The 17655-nt window shown below is 66.9% G+C and carries 14 protein-coding genes; 6 read left to right on the top strand and 8 right to left on the bottom strand.

The features are described 5' to 3' along the window. Nucleotides 1-13 precede the first annotated feature (13 nt). From QTI24_RS26490 to QTI24_RS26475, 4 genes are all read left to right on the top strand, one after another. The gene (locus tag QTI24_RS26490; protein ID WP_286604422.1) at nucleotides 14-940 is read left to right on the top strand and encodes a LysR family transcriptional regulator; all 927 of its coding nucleotides are present in this window, start codon (nucleotides 14-16) and stop codon (nucleotides 938-940) included. 77 nt (nucleotides 941-1017) lie between these two features. Beyond that, nucleotides 1018-2439, top strand: coding sequence for an FAD-dependent tricarballylate dehydrogenase TcuA (tcuA, locus tag QTI24_RS26485; protein ID WP_286604420.1), 1422 nt, complete (start codon nucleotides 1018-1020; stop codon nucleotides 2437-2439). After that, nucleotides 2426-3610, top strand: coding sequence for a tricarballylate utilization 4Fe-4S protein TcuB (tcuB, locus tag QTI24_RS26480; RefSeq protein WP_286604419.1), 1185 nt, complete (start codon nucleotides 2426-2428; stop codon nucleotides 3608-3610). Before tcuA ends, tcuB begins: the two co-directional genes overlap by 14 nt. 28 nt (nucleotides 3611-3638) lie before the next feature. Next, nucleotides 3639-4616: a Bug family tripartite tricarboxylate transporter substrate binding protein gene (locus tag QTI24_RS26475; RefSeq protein ID WP_503011319.1), complete on the top strand. Its 978-nt coding sequence runs from the start codon at nucleotides 3639-3641 to the stop codon at nucleotides 4614-4616. Between the two features lie 33 nt (nucleotides 4617-4649). Here QTI24_RS26475 and aspA read toward each other — a convergent pair whose 3' ends face one another. Further along, nucleotides 4650-6071, bottom strand: coding sequence for an aspartate ammonia-lyase (gene aspA, locus QTI24_RS26470; RefSeq protein WP_286604418.1), 1422 nt, complete (start codon nucleotides 6069-6071; stop codon nucleotides 4650-4652). A 104-nt stretch (nucleotides 6072-6175) separates the two neighbouring features. Continuing rightward, nucleotides 6176-7060 carry a LysR family transcriptional regulator gene (locus QTI24_RS26465; RefSeq protein WP_286604416.1) on the bottom strand — a complete coding sequence of 295 codons (885 nt, stop codon included), beginning with the start codon at nucleotides 7058-7060 and terminating at the stop codon, nucleotides 6176-6178. Between the two features lie 167 nt (nucleotides 7061-7227). On the opposite strand from QTI24_RS26465, the gene QTI24_RS26460 reads away from it, so the two are divergent. Next, a complete protein-coding gene (locus tag QTI24_RS26460) occupies nucleotides 7228-8208 on the top strand; it encodes a tripartite tricarboxylate transporter substrate binding protein (protein WP_286604414.1) in 981 nt (326 codons plus the stop codon). 8 nt (nucleotides 8209-8216) lie between these two features. Further along, nucleotides 8217-9404, top strand: coding sequence for a M20 aminoacylase family protein (locus tag QTI24_RS26455; RefSeq protein ID WP_286604413.1), 1188 nt, complete (start codon nucleotides 8217-8219; stop codon nucleotides 9402-9404). A 67-nt stretch (nucleotides 9405-9471) separates the two neighbouring features. Here the strand turns inward: QTI24_RS26455 and QTI24_RS26450 are convergent, their stop codons facing one another. From QTI24_RS26450 to flhB, 6 genes are all read right to left on the bottom strand, one after another. Next, a complete protein-coding gene (locus tag QTI24_RS26450) occupies nucleotides 9472-9927 on the bottom strand; it encodes a hypothetical protein (RefSeq protein ID WP_286604412.1) in 456 nt (151 codons plus the stop codon). A 386-nt stretch (nucleotides 9928-10313) separates the two neighbouring features. Continuing rightward, nucleotides 10314-11048, bottom strand: coding sequence for an RNA polymerase sigma factor FliA (locus tag QTI24_RS26445; RefSeq protein ID WP_286604411.1), 735 nt, complete (start codon nucleotides 11046-11048; stop codon nucleotides 10314-10316). Between the two features lie 34 nt (nucleotides 11049-11082). Then, complete coding sequence (locus QTI24_RS26440; RefSeq protein WP_286604409.1) at nucleotides 11083-11958, bottom strand: MinD/ParA family ATP-binding protein; 876 nt, start codon at nucleotides 11956-11958, stop codon at nucleotides 11083-11085. 10 nt (nucleotides 11959-11968) lie between these two features. After that, on the bottom strand, nucleotides 11969-14386 hold the full coding sequence (gene flhF / locus QTI24_RS26435; RefSeq protein ID WP_286604407.1) for a flagellar biosynthesis GTPase FlhF: 2418 nt from the start codon (nucleotides 14384-14386) through the stop codon (nucleotides 11969-11971). After that, on the bottom strand, nucleotides 14383-16479 hold the full coding sequence (flhA, locus tag QTI24_RS26430; protein WP_286604406.1) for a flagellar biosynthesis protein FlhA: 2097 nt from the start codon (nucleotides 16477-16479) through the stop codon (nucleotides 14383-14385). Before flhA ends, flhF begins: the two co-directional genes overlap by 4 nt. Further along, nucleotides 16476-17618, bottom strand: a complete 1143-nt coding sequence (gene flhB / locus QTI24_RS26425) for a flagellar biosynthesis protein FlhB (RefSeq protein ID WP_286604404.1) — start codon at nucleotides 17616-17618, stop codon at nucleotides 16476-16478. Before flhB ends, flhA begins: the two co-directional genes overlap by 4 nt. Nucleotides 17619-17655: the final 37 nt, after the last annotated feature.

Here is a 17655-nt window from a genome sequence, read left to right as displayed (position 1 = left end):
TACACTGCCCCTCATGGAGTTGCGACAGCTACGTTATTTCGTCAAGGTCTGCGAGCTGCGCAGCATGGGCCGGGCGGCGGTCGAACTGGGTGTGGTCACCTCGGCCCTGAGCCAGCAGATCAGCCGCCTCGAAAGCGAACTCAGCACCCGCCTGCTGCAACGCGCATCGACGGGCGTGACGCCGACCGACGCGGGCGTGGCCTTTCTGCACCAGGCTCAACTCACACTGCGTCACGCCGACGATGCGATTCGCGCCGCGCAGCAGGCGCGCCTCTCGGGCCACGTGAGCGTGGGCCTCGCACCGACCACGGCTTCGGTGCTCGGCGTGCCGCTGATGCAAGCGATGCGCGAACGCTATCCGGACGTGCGTCTGCATCTGGTGGAATCGCTCTCCGGCCATCTCGCGACCATGCTCGAGTCGCGGCAACTCGATCTCGCCGTGCTGTTCCAGACCGAGACGCCGCGCCGCTGGAGCGTCTCCCCGCTGCTCGACGAAAAGCTGTACGTGATCGCTTCGCCCACGCTGGCGAAGCGACCGGCCGGCGCCAAGGTTCGCCTGTCTCAACTGGCCGGCGTGCCGCTCATCCTGCCCAGTGCCGGCCACGGACTGCGCGCGACGCTGGCGGCGGCCTTTGCGCGAGCGCGCGTCGAGCCGACCGTCGTCGCGGAAATCGACGGCCTCGCCCTGCTCATGGATGCAGTGCTTGCCGGCCAGGGCGCAACCATCCAGCCCGGTGCCGCGACGGCACGTCATCCCGCGGAAGACCTACACCGCAGCCAGATCACCGACGCGCATGTCGGTCGCCGCAACCTGCTGGTAAGCCTGTCGGACGACGAACTCTCTCCCGCCGCACTGGCCACCCGCGTGGTGATGGCTGACACGGCGCGCACGCTGGTGCGCGAAGGGCGCTGGGCCGGCGCGAGTCTTCTCGAAAACTGAACACCCGTTGCCCGAACCGCCCTTTCGCGTGAAGGGCCGACTCCCTACAGTCTCCTGACCCCACAAGGAGAGACAACGTGATCGATGTACTGGTCGTCGGCGGCGGCAACGCTGCGCTGTGCGCTGCGCTCATGGCACGCGAGGCCGGCGCCAGCGTCCTGCTGCTCGAAGCCTCGCCGCGCGAATGGCGAGGCGGCAATTCGCAGCACACGCGCAACCTGCGCTGCATGCACGACTCGCCGCAGGACGTGCTGGTAGAGGCCTACCCCGAAGAAGAGTACTGGCAGGATCTGCTGAAGGTCACGGGCGGCCAGACCAACGAGCACCTCGCGCGCATGGCGATCCGCGCGTCCTCGAACTGCCGCGACTGGATGCGAAGCCATGGCGTGCATTTCCAGCCACCGCTGTCGGGGGCGCTGCACGTGGCGCGCACCAATGCCTTCTTCATGGGCGGCGGCAAGGCGCTGGTCAATGCCTACTTCCGCAGCGCGGAGGCGCTGGGCGTCGAAGTCCGCTACGACACGCCAGTGGTGTCGGTGGAAATGCAGGACGGCCGCTTCATCGCAGTCCGCACCGGCACCGGCGAACGCATCGCGGCCCGCGCCTGCGTGCTGGCCGCGGGCGGCTTCGAGTCGAACATCGAATGGCTGCGCGAGGCCTGGGGCCAGAACGAGCGCGGCGAATGGCCGGCCGACAACTTCCTGATCCGCGGCACCCGCTTCAACACGGGCGTGCTGCTCAAGCACATGATCGATGCAGGCGCCGACGCGATCGGCGATCCGACACAGGCGCACATGGTGGCGATCGATGCGCGCGCCCCGCTGTACGACGGCGGCATCTGCACGCGCATCGACTGCGTATCGCTGGGCGTGGTGGTCAACCGCAACGCAGACCGCTTCTACGACGAGGGTGAGGATTTCTGGCCCAAGCGCTACGCCATCTGGGGCCGGCTCGTCGCCCAGCAGCCCGACCAGATCGCGTGGTCGATCATCGACGCGAAGGCCGTCGGCCGCTTCATGCCGCCGGTGTTCCCGGGCACGCGGGCCGACTCGCTGCCCGAACTCGCGCGCCAACTCGGACTCGATGAAGCCCGCTTCACGGCCACGGTCGAGGCCTACAACGCCGCCTGCCGCACTGGCACCTTCGATCACACTCAACTCGATGACTGCCACACCGAAGGACTCTCGCCCGCCAAGACGCACTGGGCGCGCCCCATCGACACCGCGCCGTTCTACGGCTATGCGCTGCGGCCCGGCATCACCTTCACCTACCTGGGTCTGAGGGTCAACGAGGACTCAGCGGTGCACTTCGACGGCGTGCCGAGCGACAACCTCTTCGTTGCCGGCGAAATGATGGCCGGCAACGTGCTCGGCAAGGGCTACACGGCTGGCGTCGGCATGGCCATCGGCACCGCATTCGGGCGCATCGCCGGCACGCGCGCGGCCGAGGCAGCCATCAACGCCAAGTCGACCAGAACGGACCACCATGCAACAGCTTGAAGCCCTCACGCGCGAAGCCGCGTCGCTCGCCACTGGCGGGCGCACCGTGATCCCGATCCTCACAGCGAACGAAACCGAAGTCGCACGGCAAATGCAGATCTGCAATGCCTGCCGCTACTGCGAAGGCTTCTGCGCGGTGTTCCCCGCCATGACGCGCCGGCTCGAGTTCGGCATGGCCGACATTCACTTTCTCGCCAACCTCTGCCACAACTGCGGCGCCTGCCTGCACGCCTGCCAGTACGCGCCGCCGCACGAGTTCGCCGTCAACGTGCCGAAAGCGATGGCCGAAGTGCGCGGGCAGACCTATGTCGACTATGCGTGGCCGCCCGCGCTGGGCAAGCTGTATCAGCGCAACGGGCTCACCCTGTCGCTCGCAGTGGCGGCGGGGCTGGCGCTGTTCCTGATCATGGCCGTTGCGATGAACGGCACGTTGTGGGGCGGCAACCTCCAAGGCAACTTCTACAAGCTGTTCCCGCACAACCTGCTGGTCAGCCTGTTCGCGCCGGTTTTCCTGTTCGCGGCAGTGGCCCTGGCCATGGGCGTTCGCCGCTTCTGGCGCGACGTGACACCGGCGACGAGTGGCGCGCCGCTGAGCGCGCCCGCCGCTGCCGAGGCCACCGATGCGGTCCTGCGGCTCAAGTACCTCGACGGCGGGCACGGCCAGGGCTGCAACAACGAAGACGACGCGTACACGCTCTCGCGGCGGCGCTATCACCACTTCACCTTCTACGGCTTCATGCTGTGCTTTGCAGCCACCGCGCTGGCGACGGTCTATCACTATGTGTTCGGCTGGATCGCACCGTACGACCTGCCCAGCCTTCCCAAGCTGCTGGGCGTGGCGGGCGGCCTGAGCCTGATGGTGGGCACCGCAGGCCTGTGGCGCCTGAACCGCCGTCGCCATCCATTGCACGGCGACGTGGCACAGAAGCCGATGGACCTCGGATTCATCGCCCTGCTCTTTCTGACGAGCGCCACCGGCCTGGCGTTGTGGCTGGGCCGCGGCACACCTGCACTGGCGGTGCTGTTGTGTCTGCACCTCGGCGCGGTGATGGCCCTGTTCGCCACGCTCCCCTATGGCAAGTTCGGGCACGGCGTCTTCCGCACCGCCTCGCTGCTGCGCCACGCGATCGAGAAACGCCAACCCAACCCGATCGGGCTGGGCGCCGACTGACAACAAGACAACCCACCCGGAGATCACGATGAACAAACGCCAACTGCTGAGCGCCATGACGCTGGCCATCGCCGCCTTGCCCCTGGCAGGCGTCGGCCATGCCCAGGACTTCCCTCCTTCGAAGCCCGTCACGCTGGTCGTCGGTTTCGCGCCCGGCGGTGCGGCCGATGCGGCAGCGCGCCTGATCGCCAAGAAGCTGGCCGAGAACATCGGCCAGAGCGTGGTGGTCGACAACAAGGCCGGCGCGGGCGGCAACATCGCGCACCAGCAGGTCGCCAGCGCTCCCGCCGATGGCTCGGTGCTGTTGTTCGGCTCGATCGGCCCCCTGACCATCGCGCCGCACGTGATGAAGGTCGGCTACGACCCGTTCAAGGACCTCGCAGCAGTGTCCGGCGGCGTGAACTTTCCGAACGTGCTCGTGGTGCACCAGGGCTTGGGCGTGAAGAACCTCTCCGAGTTCGTGGCCCTCGCCAAGAAAAAGCAGGGCGGCGTGGACTTCGCCTCCACCGGCGCCGGCTCTGCCTCGCACCTGGCGGGCGAGTTGTTCAACCAGCGCGCCGGCGTCGACATGGTGCACGTGCCGTACAAGGGCGGCGCCCCCGCTCTCACCGACCTGCTGGGCCAGCGGATCGCCTCGTACTTCTCGGCGCCACCGACCGCGATGCCTTACGTGGAGGCCGGCAAGCTGATCCCGCTCGCGACGACGGGGTTGAAGCGCCCGGCCTACCTGCCCAACATCCCCACGGTGGCCGAATCGGGCTACCCCGGCTTCGAGGCACTGAACTGGTATGCATTCGTCGCCCCCGGCAAGACGCCGGCGCCGATCCTCGACCGCTGGAACGTGGAGATCGTCAAGGTGCTCAACGATCCCGGCGTCAAGGACGCGTTGAACAAGCACGGCCTGACGCCGCAGCCGACCTCGCGCGCCGAACTCACCGCGTTCATGAGGAGCGAGGACGCCAAGTGGAGCGCCATCGTCCGCGAGCGGAAGATCACGGCCAACTGAGGCCGCACTGCACGCGAACGCTCCCTCGCACGTTCAGTGCTTGCGCTGGGTCTGCTCGTAGACGCGCGGCTGAGTCAACACCTCGTGGCGCAGCGCCTGCTCCAGTTCGTCCTCGGTCATCAGCTTGCGTCGCAACACGACCTCGCGCACATTGGTTCCGTTGGCGTAGGCCTCGGCCGCGACCTCGGTCGCTTCCTTGTAGCCGATGATGGGGTTGAGCGCCGTCACGAGCGCGATAGAGCGCTCGATGCTCTCCTTCAGTCGATCGGGGTTGGCAGTGATGCCTCGAACGCAGCGCTCGCCCAAGGTGTTGCAGGCATTCGTCAGGTGCTTGAAGCTGCGGAACAATGCCGTTGCGATGATCGGCTCGAAGGCATTCAGCTGCAGTTGCCCGGCCTCAGCGGCGAAAGTCACCGTGAGGTCGTTTCCGAACACTTCGAACGCCACCTGGTTGACGACTTCCGGGATCACCGGATTGACCTTGCCCGGCATGATGGAAGAACCCGCCTGCATCGCCGGCAGATTGATCTCGCCCAGCCCCGAGCGTGGGCCGCTCGACAGCAGCCGCAAGTCGTTGCAGGTCTTCGACAGCTTCACTGCAATGCGCTTGAGCACCCCCGACAACTGCACGAAGGCACCGCAATCCTGCGTCGCCTCGATCAGGTTCGGCGCGGTGCTGAGTTCGATGCCCGTGATGCGCACCAATGATTTCAGCGCCTTGGCCGCGTACTCGGGGTGCGCGGTGATGCCGGTGCCGATCGCCGTCGCGCCGAGGTTGATCTCGCGGATCAGCAAGGACGCTTCGCGCAAGCGGGCCATGTCCTCTTCCAGCATCACGGCATAGGTCGAGAACTCCTGGCCCAGCGTCATTGGCACGGCGTCCTGCAACTGGGTGCGGCCGATCTTCAGCAGCGGCGCGAACTCGACCGCCTTCTCGGCGAAATCGCCGCGCAGCCGGTCCATCGCCACGAGCAGGCGGTCGATGGCAAAGCAGGTCGCGATGCGCAGCGAAGTCGGATAGACATCGTTGGTGCTCTGCGCCATGTTGACGTCTTCGTTCGGGTGCAGGTGCTGGTACTCGCCGCGCTGGTGCCCGAGGATCTCCAGCGCCCGGTTGCAGATCACCTCGTTGGCGTTCATGTTGGTCGAGGTGCCGGCGCCACCCTGGATCATGTCGACGACGAACTGGTCGCGCAGCGCGCCTTTGCGGATCTCCTCGCAGGCCGCGACGATGGCGTTGAGCTTCGTTTCGGGCAGCAGACCCAATTCGGCGTTGGCCTCGGCAGCGGCCTGCTTCACCGACGCCAGCGCGGTCACGAGTTCGGGATAGGCGGAGATCACCGTGCCCGAGATCTGGAAGTTCTCCTGGGCGCGCAGCGTGTGCACGCCGTAATACACCTCGGCAGGCACCTCGCGGTCGCCAAGCAGATCGTGTTCGATGCGGAATTGGCTCATGGCATTCTTTCGTTGTGGCCGGCGTTCGAGCGATGTCTCCGAGGCGAGTTATCCATGAATGCCGCGCCGCGGTCAAATGCGCCGGCGTCCGGTGCCCGACGGTCTCAGTCGTGCATCAGCTCCTGGATCAACTCCCGCACGATCGACAACCCCGGCGCCTCGGTGCGCCGGCGCAGCGTCACGAGCCCGAAGCGCGCGACTCTTTCGATCGGCGGCGTCATCTTCAGCTCGACCAGATCGGGGGCGGCCGCGCGAATGGCCAGCAGCACCGCATCGCTCCGCCGCGCCACGTCGATCAGGCTCGCGACCTCCTCGCACTGCAGGGTCACGCAATGCTCGGGGTGTGCGTCGGGGCCGTAGGTCTCGATCAGGCTGCGCGCCACCTCCTCGCTCAGCGGCGTGGAGGCGACGGGGTAGCGCTGCACGGCCTCGAAGGTCACGCCCTTGCGCAGGCGCGTGAGCGGGTGGCCGCGACGGCACATGAAGACGCCTCGCATCTCGCGCAATTCGCTCACCTCCAGGTCGGCGGCGGGATCCAGCGAACGGGCATCGACCACCAGCGCATCGAGCGTTCGCGCGCGCAGGGCCTGTGCCAGCAGGTCGGTGCCGCCGCGCGCCACGACCACCCGCACCTTCGGATGCCGCTTCGCCATGCGCATCAGCAGCGGCGTCATCAGCATCGCGCCGGGGCCCGAACCCATGCCGATGCGAAGCACGCCGCCCTCCCCTTCGCGCATCCGCCGGCCGCTGTCGCGCAGTTCGCCGGCCTCGAACACCAGTTGGCGGGCGCGCGACACCACCTCATTGCCGAAGGAGGTGAGTTCGCTGCGCCGCCCGACGCGGTCGAACAGGGGCATGCCCAGTTCATCCTCCAGCGCGCGGATGCTACGGCTGAGTGCCGGCTGGGTGATGTACAGCGCCTGCGCGGACTTGCTGAATGACCCGCTCTCCGCGAGCGCGATCAGGTGGCGGAGTTGAACGAGCGTCATGGCGTCGATTTTCGCCTGGTATGCATTGAAGTAATGCTAAATCCAACAACAATGCATTGGATGTTCTTTTGCAGCGCTCCTACGATGCGTTTAGCGTCTGCACATCAGGACGCCACCGCCGAGCCAGTCATCCCACAGGCGCCCACGCAGCGCCACCCAGGAGTCCTATGAAGCCGTTCCTCCAGCGTTCGATCGTCACCGGCCTGTTGCTGTTGGCCGCGGGCGCAGCCCTCGCCCAGGGCTACCCGACCAAGCCCGTCAACCTGATGGTCCCTTACCCCGCCGGCGGGCCGTCCGACGCGGCGGCGCGCATCTTCACCGTGCCGCTCGGCAAGGAACTCGGCCAGCAGGTGGTCGTCGAGAACCTCGGCGGCGTCGCCGGCGCGCTGGCGGCCCAGAAGGTGCTCGCGGCGCCCGCAGACGGCTACTACCTCTTTCAGGGCTCGCCCAACGAGGTGATCCTGTCGCCGCTCGCCAATGCAGCCGTCAAGCTCAAGGCGGAGGACTTCCGGCTCGTCCATCCGGTGACGGATGCGGTGATGGTCTTCGTCGCTCGCAAGGACCTGCCCGCCAACAACGTCGACGAACTCATCGCGCTCGCCCGCAAATCCAAGGACAAGCCGCTGACGTACGGCAGCGTGGGCATCGGCTCGCTCTATCACCTGATCCTCGAGGACGTGCAGCACCGCACGGGCACCCAGATGATCCACGCGCCGTACAAGGGCAACGCACCGCTTCTGCAGGACATCGGCGGCGGGCAGGTGGACTTCGCCGTGCTGGTCTACAGCGCCGGCATGGGCGCCCTGGCCGATCAAGGCCGGCTCAAGGTGATCGGCCAACTCGGCGCGCAGCGTTCGGAACTGCTCAAGAACGTGCCGGCGGTCAGCGAAGGCAAGGAGCTGAAGGACTTCTCGTACAAGATCTGGAGCGGCTTCATGGTGCCGAAGAACACGCCGGAGGATGTCGTGCAGCGCCTGCACAAGGCCATCGGTGCCACGCTGCAGGAGCCCGGCGTACGATCGCAACTGGCGGCCCAGACGCAGTTGGCCTCGCCGCCGATGACGCTGGCCGAATCAGCGAAGTTCTACGATGCCGAGATTGCGCGCTACCGCGCCATTGCCAAGTCCATCAACCTGCAGCCCCAGTAAGGAACACCATGACGACTGCGACCCTGCTAGACGCGCTGCACCAGCAGGCGGATGAATTCATCGGCCTGCGACGCGACATCCACCATCACCCCGAACTGGCCTTCGACGAGCACCGCACCTCCGAACTGGTGGCCTCGAAACTCAAGGAATGGGGCTACGAAGTCGAGCGCGGCCTCGGCGGCACCGGCGTCGTGGGACGGCTGCGGCGCGGCAACGGCGCGCGGCAGCTCGGCCTGCGCGCCGACATGGACGCCCTACCGATCGACGAGACCACCGGACTGGCCTACGCCAGCAGCCACCAGGGCGTGATGCACGCCTGCGGCCACGACGGCCACACGGCCATGCTGCTCGCGGCGGCGCACCATCTGGCCCTTCGCGGCCGCTTCACCGGCACGCTGAACCTGATCTTCCAGCCCGCCGAGGAAGGCGGCGGCGGCGCGCTGCGGATGATGCAGGACGGCCTCTTCGACAAGTACCCGTGCGATGCGATCTTCGCGATGCACAACATGCCCGGCGTGCCGCAAGGCGAGTTGGTGCTGCGCGAAGGGGCGGCGATGGCCTCGTCCGACTACGTCACGGTCACGCTCACCGGCATCGGTGGCCACGGCGCATTGCCGCACCGTACAGCCGATCCGGTCGTGGCGGCGGCGAGCATCGTGATGGCACTGCAGACCATCGTGTCCCGCAACGTCGACCCGCTACAGATGGCGGTCGTCACGGTGGGCGCGCTGCACGCCGGCAAGGCCAACAACGTGATTCCGCAGAGCGCGACGATGGAACTCAGTGTTCGCGCGCTCGACCGCGAAGTCCGCGCGGTGCTGGAGCAGCGCATCAAGTCGGTGATTACCGCGCAGGCCGAAAGCTTCGGCGTCACTGCCAGGATCGACTGGCGGCCGGGCTATGCCGTGCTGGTCAACACGCCCGATGAAACCGCCTTCGCCCGCGAGGTGGCGGTCGAACTGGTCGGCGCCAATCGCGTCACGCTGCAAGGCCCGGCGCTCTCCGGCAGCGAAGACTTCGCCTTCATGCTCGAAAAAGTGCCGGGCAGCTACCTGCTGATCGGCAACGGTGCTGGAGAGGGAGACGGCCACGGCGCGTGCATGGTGCACAACCCGGGCTATGACTTCAACGACGACAACGTCGCGATCGGGTCGGCCTACTGGGTGCTGCTGGCGGAGCGCTTCCTGGCCGCCTGAAACGGACCTCGGCGGGGTCGCTCATACTGCGGCAACTCGCGGCGCAGCCCCAGCCCGGAAGTCCCGATCAGCAGTCGTAGCGACGGTAGTTGATGTAGCAGAGCTCACGAATTCTCTGCTTGTCGGTGGCGACCCTGCGCTGCCCTTCGCTGATCCGGCGTCTCTCATCCGCATTGCGTTCCGACTCCTTGCGCTGTTGTTCTCGCTGTTCGGCCGCCCATTTTTGCGAATCGAGCGAGCGCTGGCGTGCATCCGCACTTTGCGCACGCACGAGAGCCGCATCGGCCTCGCGGCGGAATGCACGGTCCTTTGCCTGTGCAGCCTCGTCTGCGCGAGCGCGCTCTCTGGCCTCCAGTTCGCTCGCCTTTCGGCTTTCGGCCTCGGCGGCCGCTTGCTGTCGAGCCGTCTCAAGCGCTTGCGCCGCTAATTCCTGCTGGACAACCTGTCGGCGGTGCTGAACGAAGAGACCCACCGCGAAAAGCGCGACCACGAGCACGCCGAGGAGCATCAACGCCTTGGGCATGCCGGACTCCCGCTCGACTGCGGGATGAACTTCGAATCGCCGTTGCACCGGCCGCGCAGCGACCGGACGCGCCAGTTTCCTGTCGTGCGCCGCACGCGAATCCGGATCGCGCAATACGTTGTAGGCGTCGATGACTTCGGTCAACTGTTCCGCAACGCGCGAGTCCTGGGCCATCCGCTCCCGCGTATAGGCCGAACGTGCCCGCTGAAAAGCAGCTTCGACATCCTCAGGCGTCGCGTTGCCGGGGATTCCCAAGACCACGTATGCAGAAATCATCGCGTCCTCTTCGACTGACAGGTCCCGACGCCAGCCGCCGGCTCCAACAATGTCAATTATTGTTACACGAAATAACTACACATACTTGGCAAGTCCGACCGTTTCAGCGACTACAGCAGTTCCTTCAACCTCACCCGCAACCGGCTGATGGCTTGGCTGTGCAACTGGCACACACGGCTCTGGCTCACTTCGAGGATCGCGCCAATCTCGCGCAGGTTCAGTTCTTCTTCGTAGTACAGGTTCAACAGCAGCTGATCGCGCTCGGGCAGCGCCGAGATGGCGTCCACCAGTTGCTGGCGAAAGCCGCTCTCCAGCAATTGCTGCAGCGGGTCGTCGCTCACGCGCTGCCCCTTGCGCGCTTCCTGCGCATGGATGTCGATGAAGGGGTTGTCGGCCTCGCCCTTCGCGAAGTCCTCGACATACAGGAGCTGGCAGCCCTGGATCTCCTGCAGCAGCGACTGGTAGGCCTCCAGGTCCATCTTCAGCTCCCTGGCGATCTCCCCCTCGGTGGGCGGTCGGCCGAACCGGTGCTCGAGCGCCTGGATGGCCTTCTCGACGCCGCGTGCCGACTGGCGCAGGCCGCGCGAGCCCCAGTCGCTGGCACGCAGCTCGTCGAGCATCGCGCCACGAATGCGCTGGCTGACGAAGGTCTCGAACTGCGCGCCCTTGTTGTCCTGGTAGCGGCTCGACGCATCGAGCAGGCCGATCATCCCGGCCTGGATCAAGTCGTCGAGTTCCACGCTGGCGGGCAGCTTGGCGATCATCTGGAGCGCGATACGGCGCACCATCGGCTGGTGCTGCTCCAGCAGATGGGACTTTTCAATGGTTCCCTGCGCGGTGTACACGTTCAGTCCTTTTTTTCGTTGTTCGTTCCGCGGGTCAGGCGGCGACTGCGCCCGATGCGTGCGCGGAACGCGCAGGCACCGTCGCTGCGCGCGGCGCCTGCTCCGAGTTCTCGATGCTTTTCGTACGGCCGGGCGCGACGATCCGCCAGGGCCAGCGGCCCAAGTCGCCCGCGATGCGCCTGAAATCCACGGCGGCCGGGCTGGCTGGAAAGGCCTCGACCACGGTCTCGCCCAGTCGCCGCGCGTCCGCCAGGTGCGGATCGGCGCGAACCCATCCGGCCGGCTCCAGGGACACCGCGAGATAGCGGCTGCCGGTGTTGGCGAGATTGGCCGTGACCTTCTGTGCCTCTTCCACGCTGGACACCGCGTTGACCAGGAAGCGCAATTGCTTCAAGCCATGCGCGTAGTGCAGGCGCTTGATGCCCGCATAGGCGGACGTGATCGAGGCAGCGTTCGGCTGCAGCACGAGCACCAGCTCGTCCGCGAGCCGGGCCAACGACGACAGTCGGCCTTCGCCGTCGAACGCCGCGTCGATCAGGATCACGCCGCCATGGCACAGCAGGCGCGGATCGGCGTCCGCATGCGGCACGCCGGGAAGCGCCGGCAGCACGGCGACACCGCAGCCTGAACGCGCCACCGCGCTGTCGCGGGTCAGCCGCCGATCGGCGACGTCTGCCAGGCTGCCCAGCGGATCGAGGCCCCAGACGGCGCAGACCGAGTCCGCCGCCGGGCCATGCTCGTCGAGGAGCAGCACGTCCTTTCCTTGATGCACCAGGGCCGCGCCCAGGTTCATCGCCGTGGTGGTCGCGCCGTCACCGCGGGCGATGCCGGCAACGGCCACGACGCGCGTTGGCGTGTGTGACAACAGGCGCCGCAATCCGTCGGCCTGATCTGCAACGAGCTTGCTCATGGGCGCCTCCTCAATCCTGCTGCTCCAGGACCGTGTGTTGCCGCTGCGTCGGCGCCGTCGATTCGGTGCCGAGCGCCTCCAGCAGCAGGAAGAGCTTGCCCACGCCCACGTACAAGGCATTGCCGGTGAGAGGCCGGCTGGAGCGCGCAGGCCGGCCGGTCAGCTGGTTCAACAGCATGCGCGTGCGGTCGGCCCACTCACCGTTGGCCTGCAACAGCCGCCACACGGTGGTGGTGACCTGGCCCGCGATCAGCAGGCGCTTCATCATGTTCGGATCGCCCAGCTCGCCCATGCCGCCCACGAGCTGCACGCCCTGACGGATCAGGCGGAAGCACGGGTCCGCCTCGGCGGCCCATCCCTGCCATTGCGCCAGCTGCCGCGCGGTGACCTGCATGCCGACGTTGGTCAGCAGATAGTCTTGCGCGAGGATTTTCCGGTTGCGTTCGTCCATCACTCGCGTCACCACGCAGCGCAGCGTGGGCAGCACGGCGTTGTCGGCACCGGCACGAAGGATCACCTCGGCATGCGCCTCGCATTGCACCGCAGGCTTGCCGCGGAACAGGACGGGATGCGCCTCGCCGAACTCGAAGTCCCTGCGCGCCAGCGCGCCCGATGCGCCGGTGTGCGGGTCGATGACGCCGGTCGAACCCGGCGCGTGGGCCAGCCACTTCTGCGCTTGCGCCTGCCACTCGGCCATGAGCTCGCTGGCGGGCAGCCGCGGCAGCACGTGCACGACCGATTTGCCGAAATCTTGTTGGCGCAGCCACTGCACTTGCCGCATGCCGGGCTTGCGCCGGGCATCGCCGCCGCCACGCGTCGCGGCCGTGGAAAGCCACTGGTTCGGCGCGCAGAGCGGTGAGCCGCTGCGATCGGACAGCAGCAGGCTGCTCTGGCATTCGTATGCGTCGCCGCCTTCGTTGGAGCGCAGGCCGACCTGCCCGCACAGCGCGAGCACGTGGTGGTCGCAGCCGGCCGCGATCTCGCTGCGGGCATGCACCATCAGGTCCTGCAGCACCGCCTTGTGGCCGATGTCCTCGTCGCCCGCGCTGCGCCAGAGGCGACGTGCGCTCTCAAAGCCGATCTGTGCGCCTGCGAGTGCGCCGGCGGCGGTCGCCAGTTCCTGCGCGTCGTGCGCCATGGCGCGGATGAGGTTCTGGTATTGCGCGCGAAGACGGTCGGCCTCGGCCTGCGCCTGGACGACCTGCGCCGACGGTGCGGCGCCTGCAGGCTCGTCCCGCATGTCCGCTTCCGCGGGCACGAACAGCGGGTTGTGCCGGCGCGGCTGGAAGACACTGTCCACCAGTTGCGCGCGATCGGCGAGCATGAGGTTCTCGGGCACCTTCTGGCCACTGGAGATGTAGTGCACGGGCAGGCGATGGCGAATCACCGTGTCGATCAGCGCACCCGGATGCGTGGCCTCGTCGACCTTGGTGAAGATGCAGCCCGCGAGTTCATTGCCGCCCCCGCCGTGGCGGTAGGCGTGCACCACCTCGTTGAGCGTGTCGCCATGGCTGGTCGCATTGAGCAACAGCAGGCGCTTGACCGGACGATGGCTGGTGCACAGCATCGCGATCTGGTCCGAGACGGCGCGGTCGCGCTGGCTCATGCCCACGGTGTCGATGAGCACCATGTGCTTGTCGCGCAGGTCCTGCAGCACCAGGTGCAGGTCGGCCGCGTCCTTCACGGCATACACGGGCACGTTGAGGATCTGACCATAGATGCGCAGTTGCTCATAGGCTCCGATCCGGTAACTGTCGGTCGTCACCAGCGCGAGCTTGTCCGCGCCGAAGCGCATCACGCAGCGGGCGGCGAGCTTGGCGGTGGTGGTGGTCTTGCCGACGCCGGTCGGACCCATCAGTGCGTACACGCCGCCCTGCGCGAGCAACGCGTCTTCGTCTTCATGCACCGGCACCGCGCGGATCAGCTCCGAGCGCGCGAAGGCCATGCCCTGCGCGTAGGTCTGGCCGGTGGGCAGCTTTTCCAGCAAGGCCTTGGACAGCTTCGCGCTGAAGCCGGCGCCGAGCAGCGTGCGCAACAGCCGCCCGCGCACGGGATCCTGGCGTTGCTTGTCGTTCCATACGACGCTGGCGAGTTGTTCCTCGATCATGCCGCGCATCGAATGCAGCTCGTTCAGCACCGTGTCGGTGTGGGCTGCCGGTTCTTGCGCCGGGGTCGCAAGGGGCTTCGCCGGAACGACCTGGCCGACCGGCGCTGCGAGCGCTGGGGGTGCGACAGGTTCGGCGCTCTTGAGCGCCTGCGTCACGTCGCCTTCGGCCATCGCCACGATCTCCACGCCATCGGCGAGAGCGCGGTTGGTCAGCACGATGGCTTCCGCTCCCAGGGCTTCCCGAACGAGGCGAAGGGCTTCGCGGCTGGTGGCCGCGACGAATCTGCGGGCCGTGGTCCGCACGTCTGTAGAAATGCTCAAACTCTTCCTCCAATGGTGGCGGTGATCTTGATGTTGCGAGAGTCAGGGATCTCCGCGTGGGAGAGCACCTTGAGTTGCGGCAGGCTGCGCCGCAGGAAGCGCGACAACAGCACGCGCAGCGCGTGCTGGACAACCAGCACGGGCGCGAGCCCCATCTGCTCCTGTCGCGCAATGGCGGCCTGTGTCTGGCGCAACAGGCTGTCGGCGAGCCCTGGCTCGATGCCGCTGCTGTTGGTCATGGCCTGCTGCAGCACGCTGTCGAGCGAGCCGTCGAGGCCGATGACCTGCAATTCGGTATCGCCCGGGAAGAGCTGCTGCGTGATCGCGCGGCCGAGGGCCAGGCGCGTCAGCGTGGTCAGTTCCGTGGCGTCCTTGAGGGTCGGCGCGTGCTCGGCCATCACGTCGAGGATGGTCCGCATGTCGCGGATCGACACCTCTTCGTCCAGCAGGTTCTGCAGCACCTTGTGCAGCGTGCTCAGCGTCACGATCTTGGGCACGAGGTCCTCGGTCAGCTTCGGCGCGGTCTTGGCGATCTGATCGAGCAGTTGCTGGACCTCCTGACGGCCGAGCAGTTCGGCCGCGTGCGTCTGGATCAAGTGATTCAGGTGTGTCGCCATCACCGTGCAGGCATCGACCACCGTGTAGCCGTAGATCTGCGCCTGCTGGCGCATGTTGCTGTCGATCCAGACGGCCGGCAGGCCGAAAGCCGGGTCCTGCGTCGGCGTGCCGGGCAAGGTGCCGGAGACTTGGCCGGGGTTGATGGCCATCCACTGGTTCGGGAAGGCCTCGCCGCGGCCGATCTCCACGCCCTTCAGGCTGATGACGTAGGTGTTCGGCTTGATTTCCAGGTTGTCGCGGATGTGCACCACTGGCACCAGGAAGCCGATGTCCTGCGCGATCTTCTTGCGGATGCTCTTGATGCGGCCCAGCAGTTCGCCCTGCTGCGACTGGTCCACCAACGGGATGAGGCGGTAGCCGACTTCCATGCCGAGCGGATCGACCAGCGCGATGTCGTCCCACGTCGCCTCGGCCATCTCGGCAGCGGGCACCGCCGCAGCTTGCGCGGCCGCCGCCTGCGCCGCTGCAGCCTGTTGCGGCTTGCGCTTGAGCAGGCCCCGTCCCAGCCACGCGAGGCCGCCTGCGATCAGCAGGAAGGCCAGGTTCGGCATGCCCGGGATCATGCCCATCAGGCCGATGATGCCGGCCGTCAGGAACAGGACCTGCGGGTTGGAGAAGAGCTGGCCCGTCAGCTGGCGGCCGACGTCCTCGTCTGTCGTCACGCGCGAGACGATCACACCGGCCGCCGTCGAGATCACCAGCGCCGGGATCTGAGCGACCAGGCCGTCGCCGATGGCGAGCAGCGTGTAGGTCTTGCCCGCTGTCGAGAAATCCAGCCCGTGCTGCACCACGCCGACCACCAGGCCGCCGATGATGTTGATGACCATGATCAGCAGGCCCGCGACCGCGTCGCCGCGCACGAACTTGCTGGCACCGTCCATGGAGCCGTAGAAGTCGGCTTCCTGCGCGACTTCGGTGCGGCGCTTGCGTGCGACGTCCTCGCCGATCAGGCCGGCGTTGAGGTCGGCGTCGATCGCCATCTGCTTGCCGGGCATCGCGTCAAGCATGAAGCGCGCACCGACCTCGGCGATGCGGCCCGCACCCTTGGTGATCACCATGAAGTTGATGAGCACCAGGATGATGAACACCATCACGCCCACCGCGAAGTTGCCGCCGACGAGGAAGTGCCCGAAGGCCTCGATCACCTTGCCGGCCGCATCCGGACCGGTGTGGCCGTGCATGAGCACCACGCGCGTGGAAGCCACGTTGAGCGAGAGGCGCAGCAAGGTCGAGAACAGCAGCACCGCGGGGAAGGCGGCGAAGTCCAGCGCCTTCATGGTGTACATGCTCACCAGCAGCACCATCACCGACATCGCGATGTTGAAGGTGAACAGCAGGTCCAGCAGGAAGGGCGGCAGCGGCAGCACCATCATGCTCAGGATCATGATGATGAGGATCGGACCCGCCAGTCCCTTGAACTGGTTGCCGGAGAACATTTGCGTCGGCAGACGCATCAGGCTTGCAAGGGAGTTCATGCGGACTTCAGGGAATATTCGAGCGCCTCGGGAATGGGCAGGTCCTTCGGCGTGCGCGGCTCATCACCGCCTTCGTCCTTCCAGCGCTTGAGCTGGTAGACCCACGCGAGTACCTCTGCCACCGCCGTGTAGAGGCCCGACGGGATCTCGTCGCCGAGCCGGGTGTGCTTGTAGAGCGCACGCGTGAGCGGCGGCGCTTCGAGAATGGCAACCTTGTTGGCCTCGGCGATCTCGCGAATGCGCTGCGCCACCAGGTCTGTGCCCTTGGCGACCACCCGCGGCGCCCGCATGTCGCTGTCGACGTACTTGAGCGCCACCGCGAAGTGAGTGGGGTTCGTCACCACGATGTCGGCCTTGGGGACCTCGGCCATCATCCGCCGCTTGGCCATCGCCTGCTGCTGGCGGCGGATCTGTGCCTTGATGTGTGGATCGCCTTCGCTTTCCTTGTGCTCCTGGCGCACATCCTCGCGCGACATGCGCAGCTTCTTGTAGTAGGTCCACAGTTGCCAGGGCACGTCGACGAGCGCCACCAGCAACAGCGCCGCAGCGATCGACGCGCAGTCGCGGCCGACGAGCATGATGGTCTGCGGCAGCGCGGCGCTCACGGGCAGCGCCATGAGCTGCATGATGCTTTCGAGATTGTTCGAGATGACGAGGTAGGCCACGCCGCCGATGAGCGCGGACTTGGCCAGCGCCTTGATCAGCTCGGCCAGCGACTGCGTGGAGAACATGCGCGCGACGCCCGCGAAGGGTTCGAGCTTGCCGAAGTTGGGCGACACGGCCTTGCCCGAGAAAAGCCAGCCGCCGAGCATCAGCGGCGCGACCACCGCGGCCACCAACATCATCGCGAAGAACGGCGCGATGGCCATGAGCGTCTGGAGCGCCATGGTGCCGGTCTGGGCCAGCATGTGGGACGGCTCGAACGCGGCAGCGCGCTCGAAGTGCAGACCGCGTCGCAGTGCGGCACTCAGGGTGCTTCCAAGGGACTGGGCCGTGAACCACAGACCGCCGAGGGCGGTGCCCAGCATCACCAGCGTGGTCAGCTCACGTGAGCGGGCCACGTTGCCTTCTTCGCGCGCCTTTTCAAGCCGTCGCTCAGAGGCGGGTTCCGTTTTCTCGAGATCGCTTTCCTCAGCCATTCATGCTCCAGGAGCATCGGCGAAGGACGCCTGCTCA

Origin of the sequence: Variovorax sp. J22P240 (genome assembly GCF_030316855.1) — a bacterium.
Taxonomy (GTDB): Bacteria; Pseudomonadota; Gammaproteobacteria; order Burkholderiales; family Burkholderiaceae_C; genus Variovorax.
Note: the sequence above shows the minus strand (reverse complement) of the source record. Positions and strands in the feature narration are given on the sequence as shown.

Excerpts from the sequence above, each read along its gene's own strand:
- QTI24_RS26490 (WP_286604422.1), top strand. The coding sequence starts at position 14 with ATGGAGTTGCGACAGCTACGTTATTTCGTCAAGGTCTGCGAGCTGCGC.
- tcuB (WP_286604419.1), top strand. The coding sequence starts at position 2,426 with ATGCAACAGCTTGAAGCCCTCACGCGCGAAGCCGCGTCGCTCGCCACT.
- QTI24_RS26475 (WP_503011319.1), top strand. The coding sequence starts at position 3,639 with ATGAACAAACGCCAACTGCTGAGCGCCATGACGCTGGCCATCGCCGCC.
- aspA (WP_286604418.1), bottom strand. The coding sequence starts at position 6,071 with ATGAGCCAATTCCGCATCGAACACGATCTGCTTGGCGACCGCGAGGTG.
- QTI24_RS26465 (WP_286604416.1), bottom strand. The coding sequence starts at position 7,060 with ATGACGCTCGTTCAACTCCGCCACCTGATCGCGCTCGCGGAGAGCGGG.
- QTI24_RS26460 (WP_286604414.1), top strand. The coding sequence starts at position 7,228 with ATGAAGCCGTTCCTCCAGCGTTCGATCGTCACCGGCCTGTTGCTGTTG.
- QTI24_RS26455 (WP_286604413.1), top strand. The coding sequence starts at position 8,217 with ATGACGACTGCGACCCTGCTAGACGCGCTGCACCAGCAGGCGGATGAA.
- QTI24_RS26450 (WP_286604412.1), bottom strand. The coding sequence starts at position 9,927 with ATGCCCAAGGCGTTGATGCTCCTCGGCGTGCTCGTGGTCGCGCTTTTC.
- QTI24_RS26440 (WP_286604409.1), bottom strand. The coding sequence starts at position 11,958 with ATGAGCAAGCTCGTTGCAGATCAGGCCGACGGATTGCGGCGCCTGTTG.
- flhA (WP_286604406.1), bottom strand. The coding sequence starts at position 16,479 with ATGAACTCCCTTGCAAGCCTGATGCGTCTGCCGACGCAAATGTTCTCC.
- flhB (WP_286604404.1), bottom strand. The coding sequence starts at position 17,618 with ATGGCTGAGGAAAGCGATCTCGAGAAAACGGAACCCGCCTCTGAGCGA.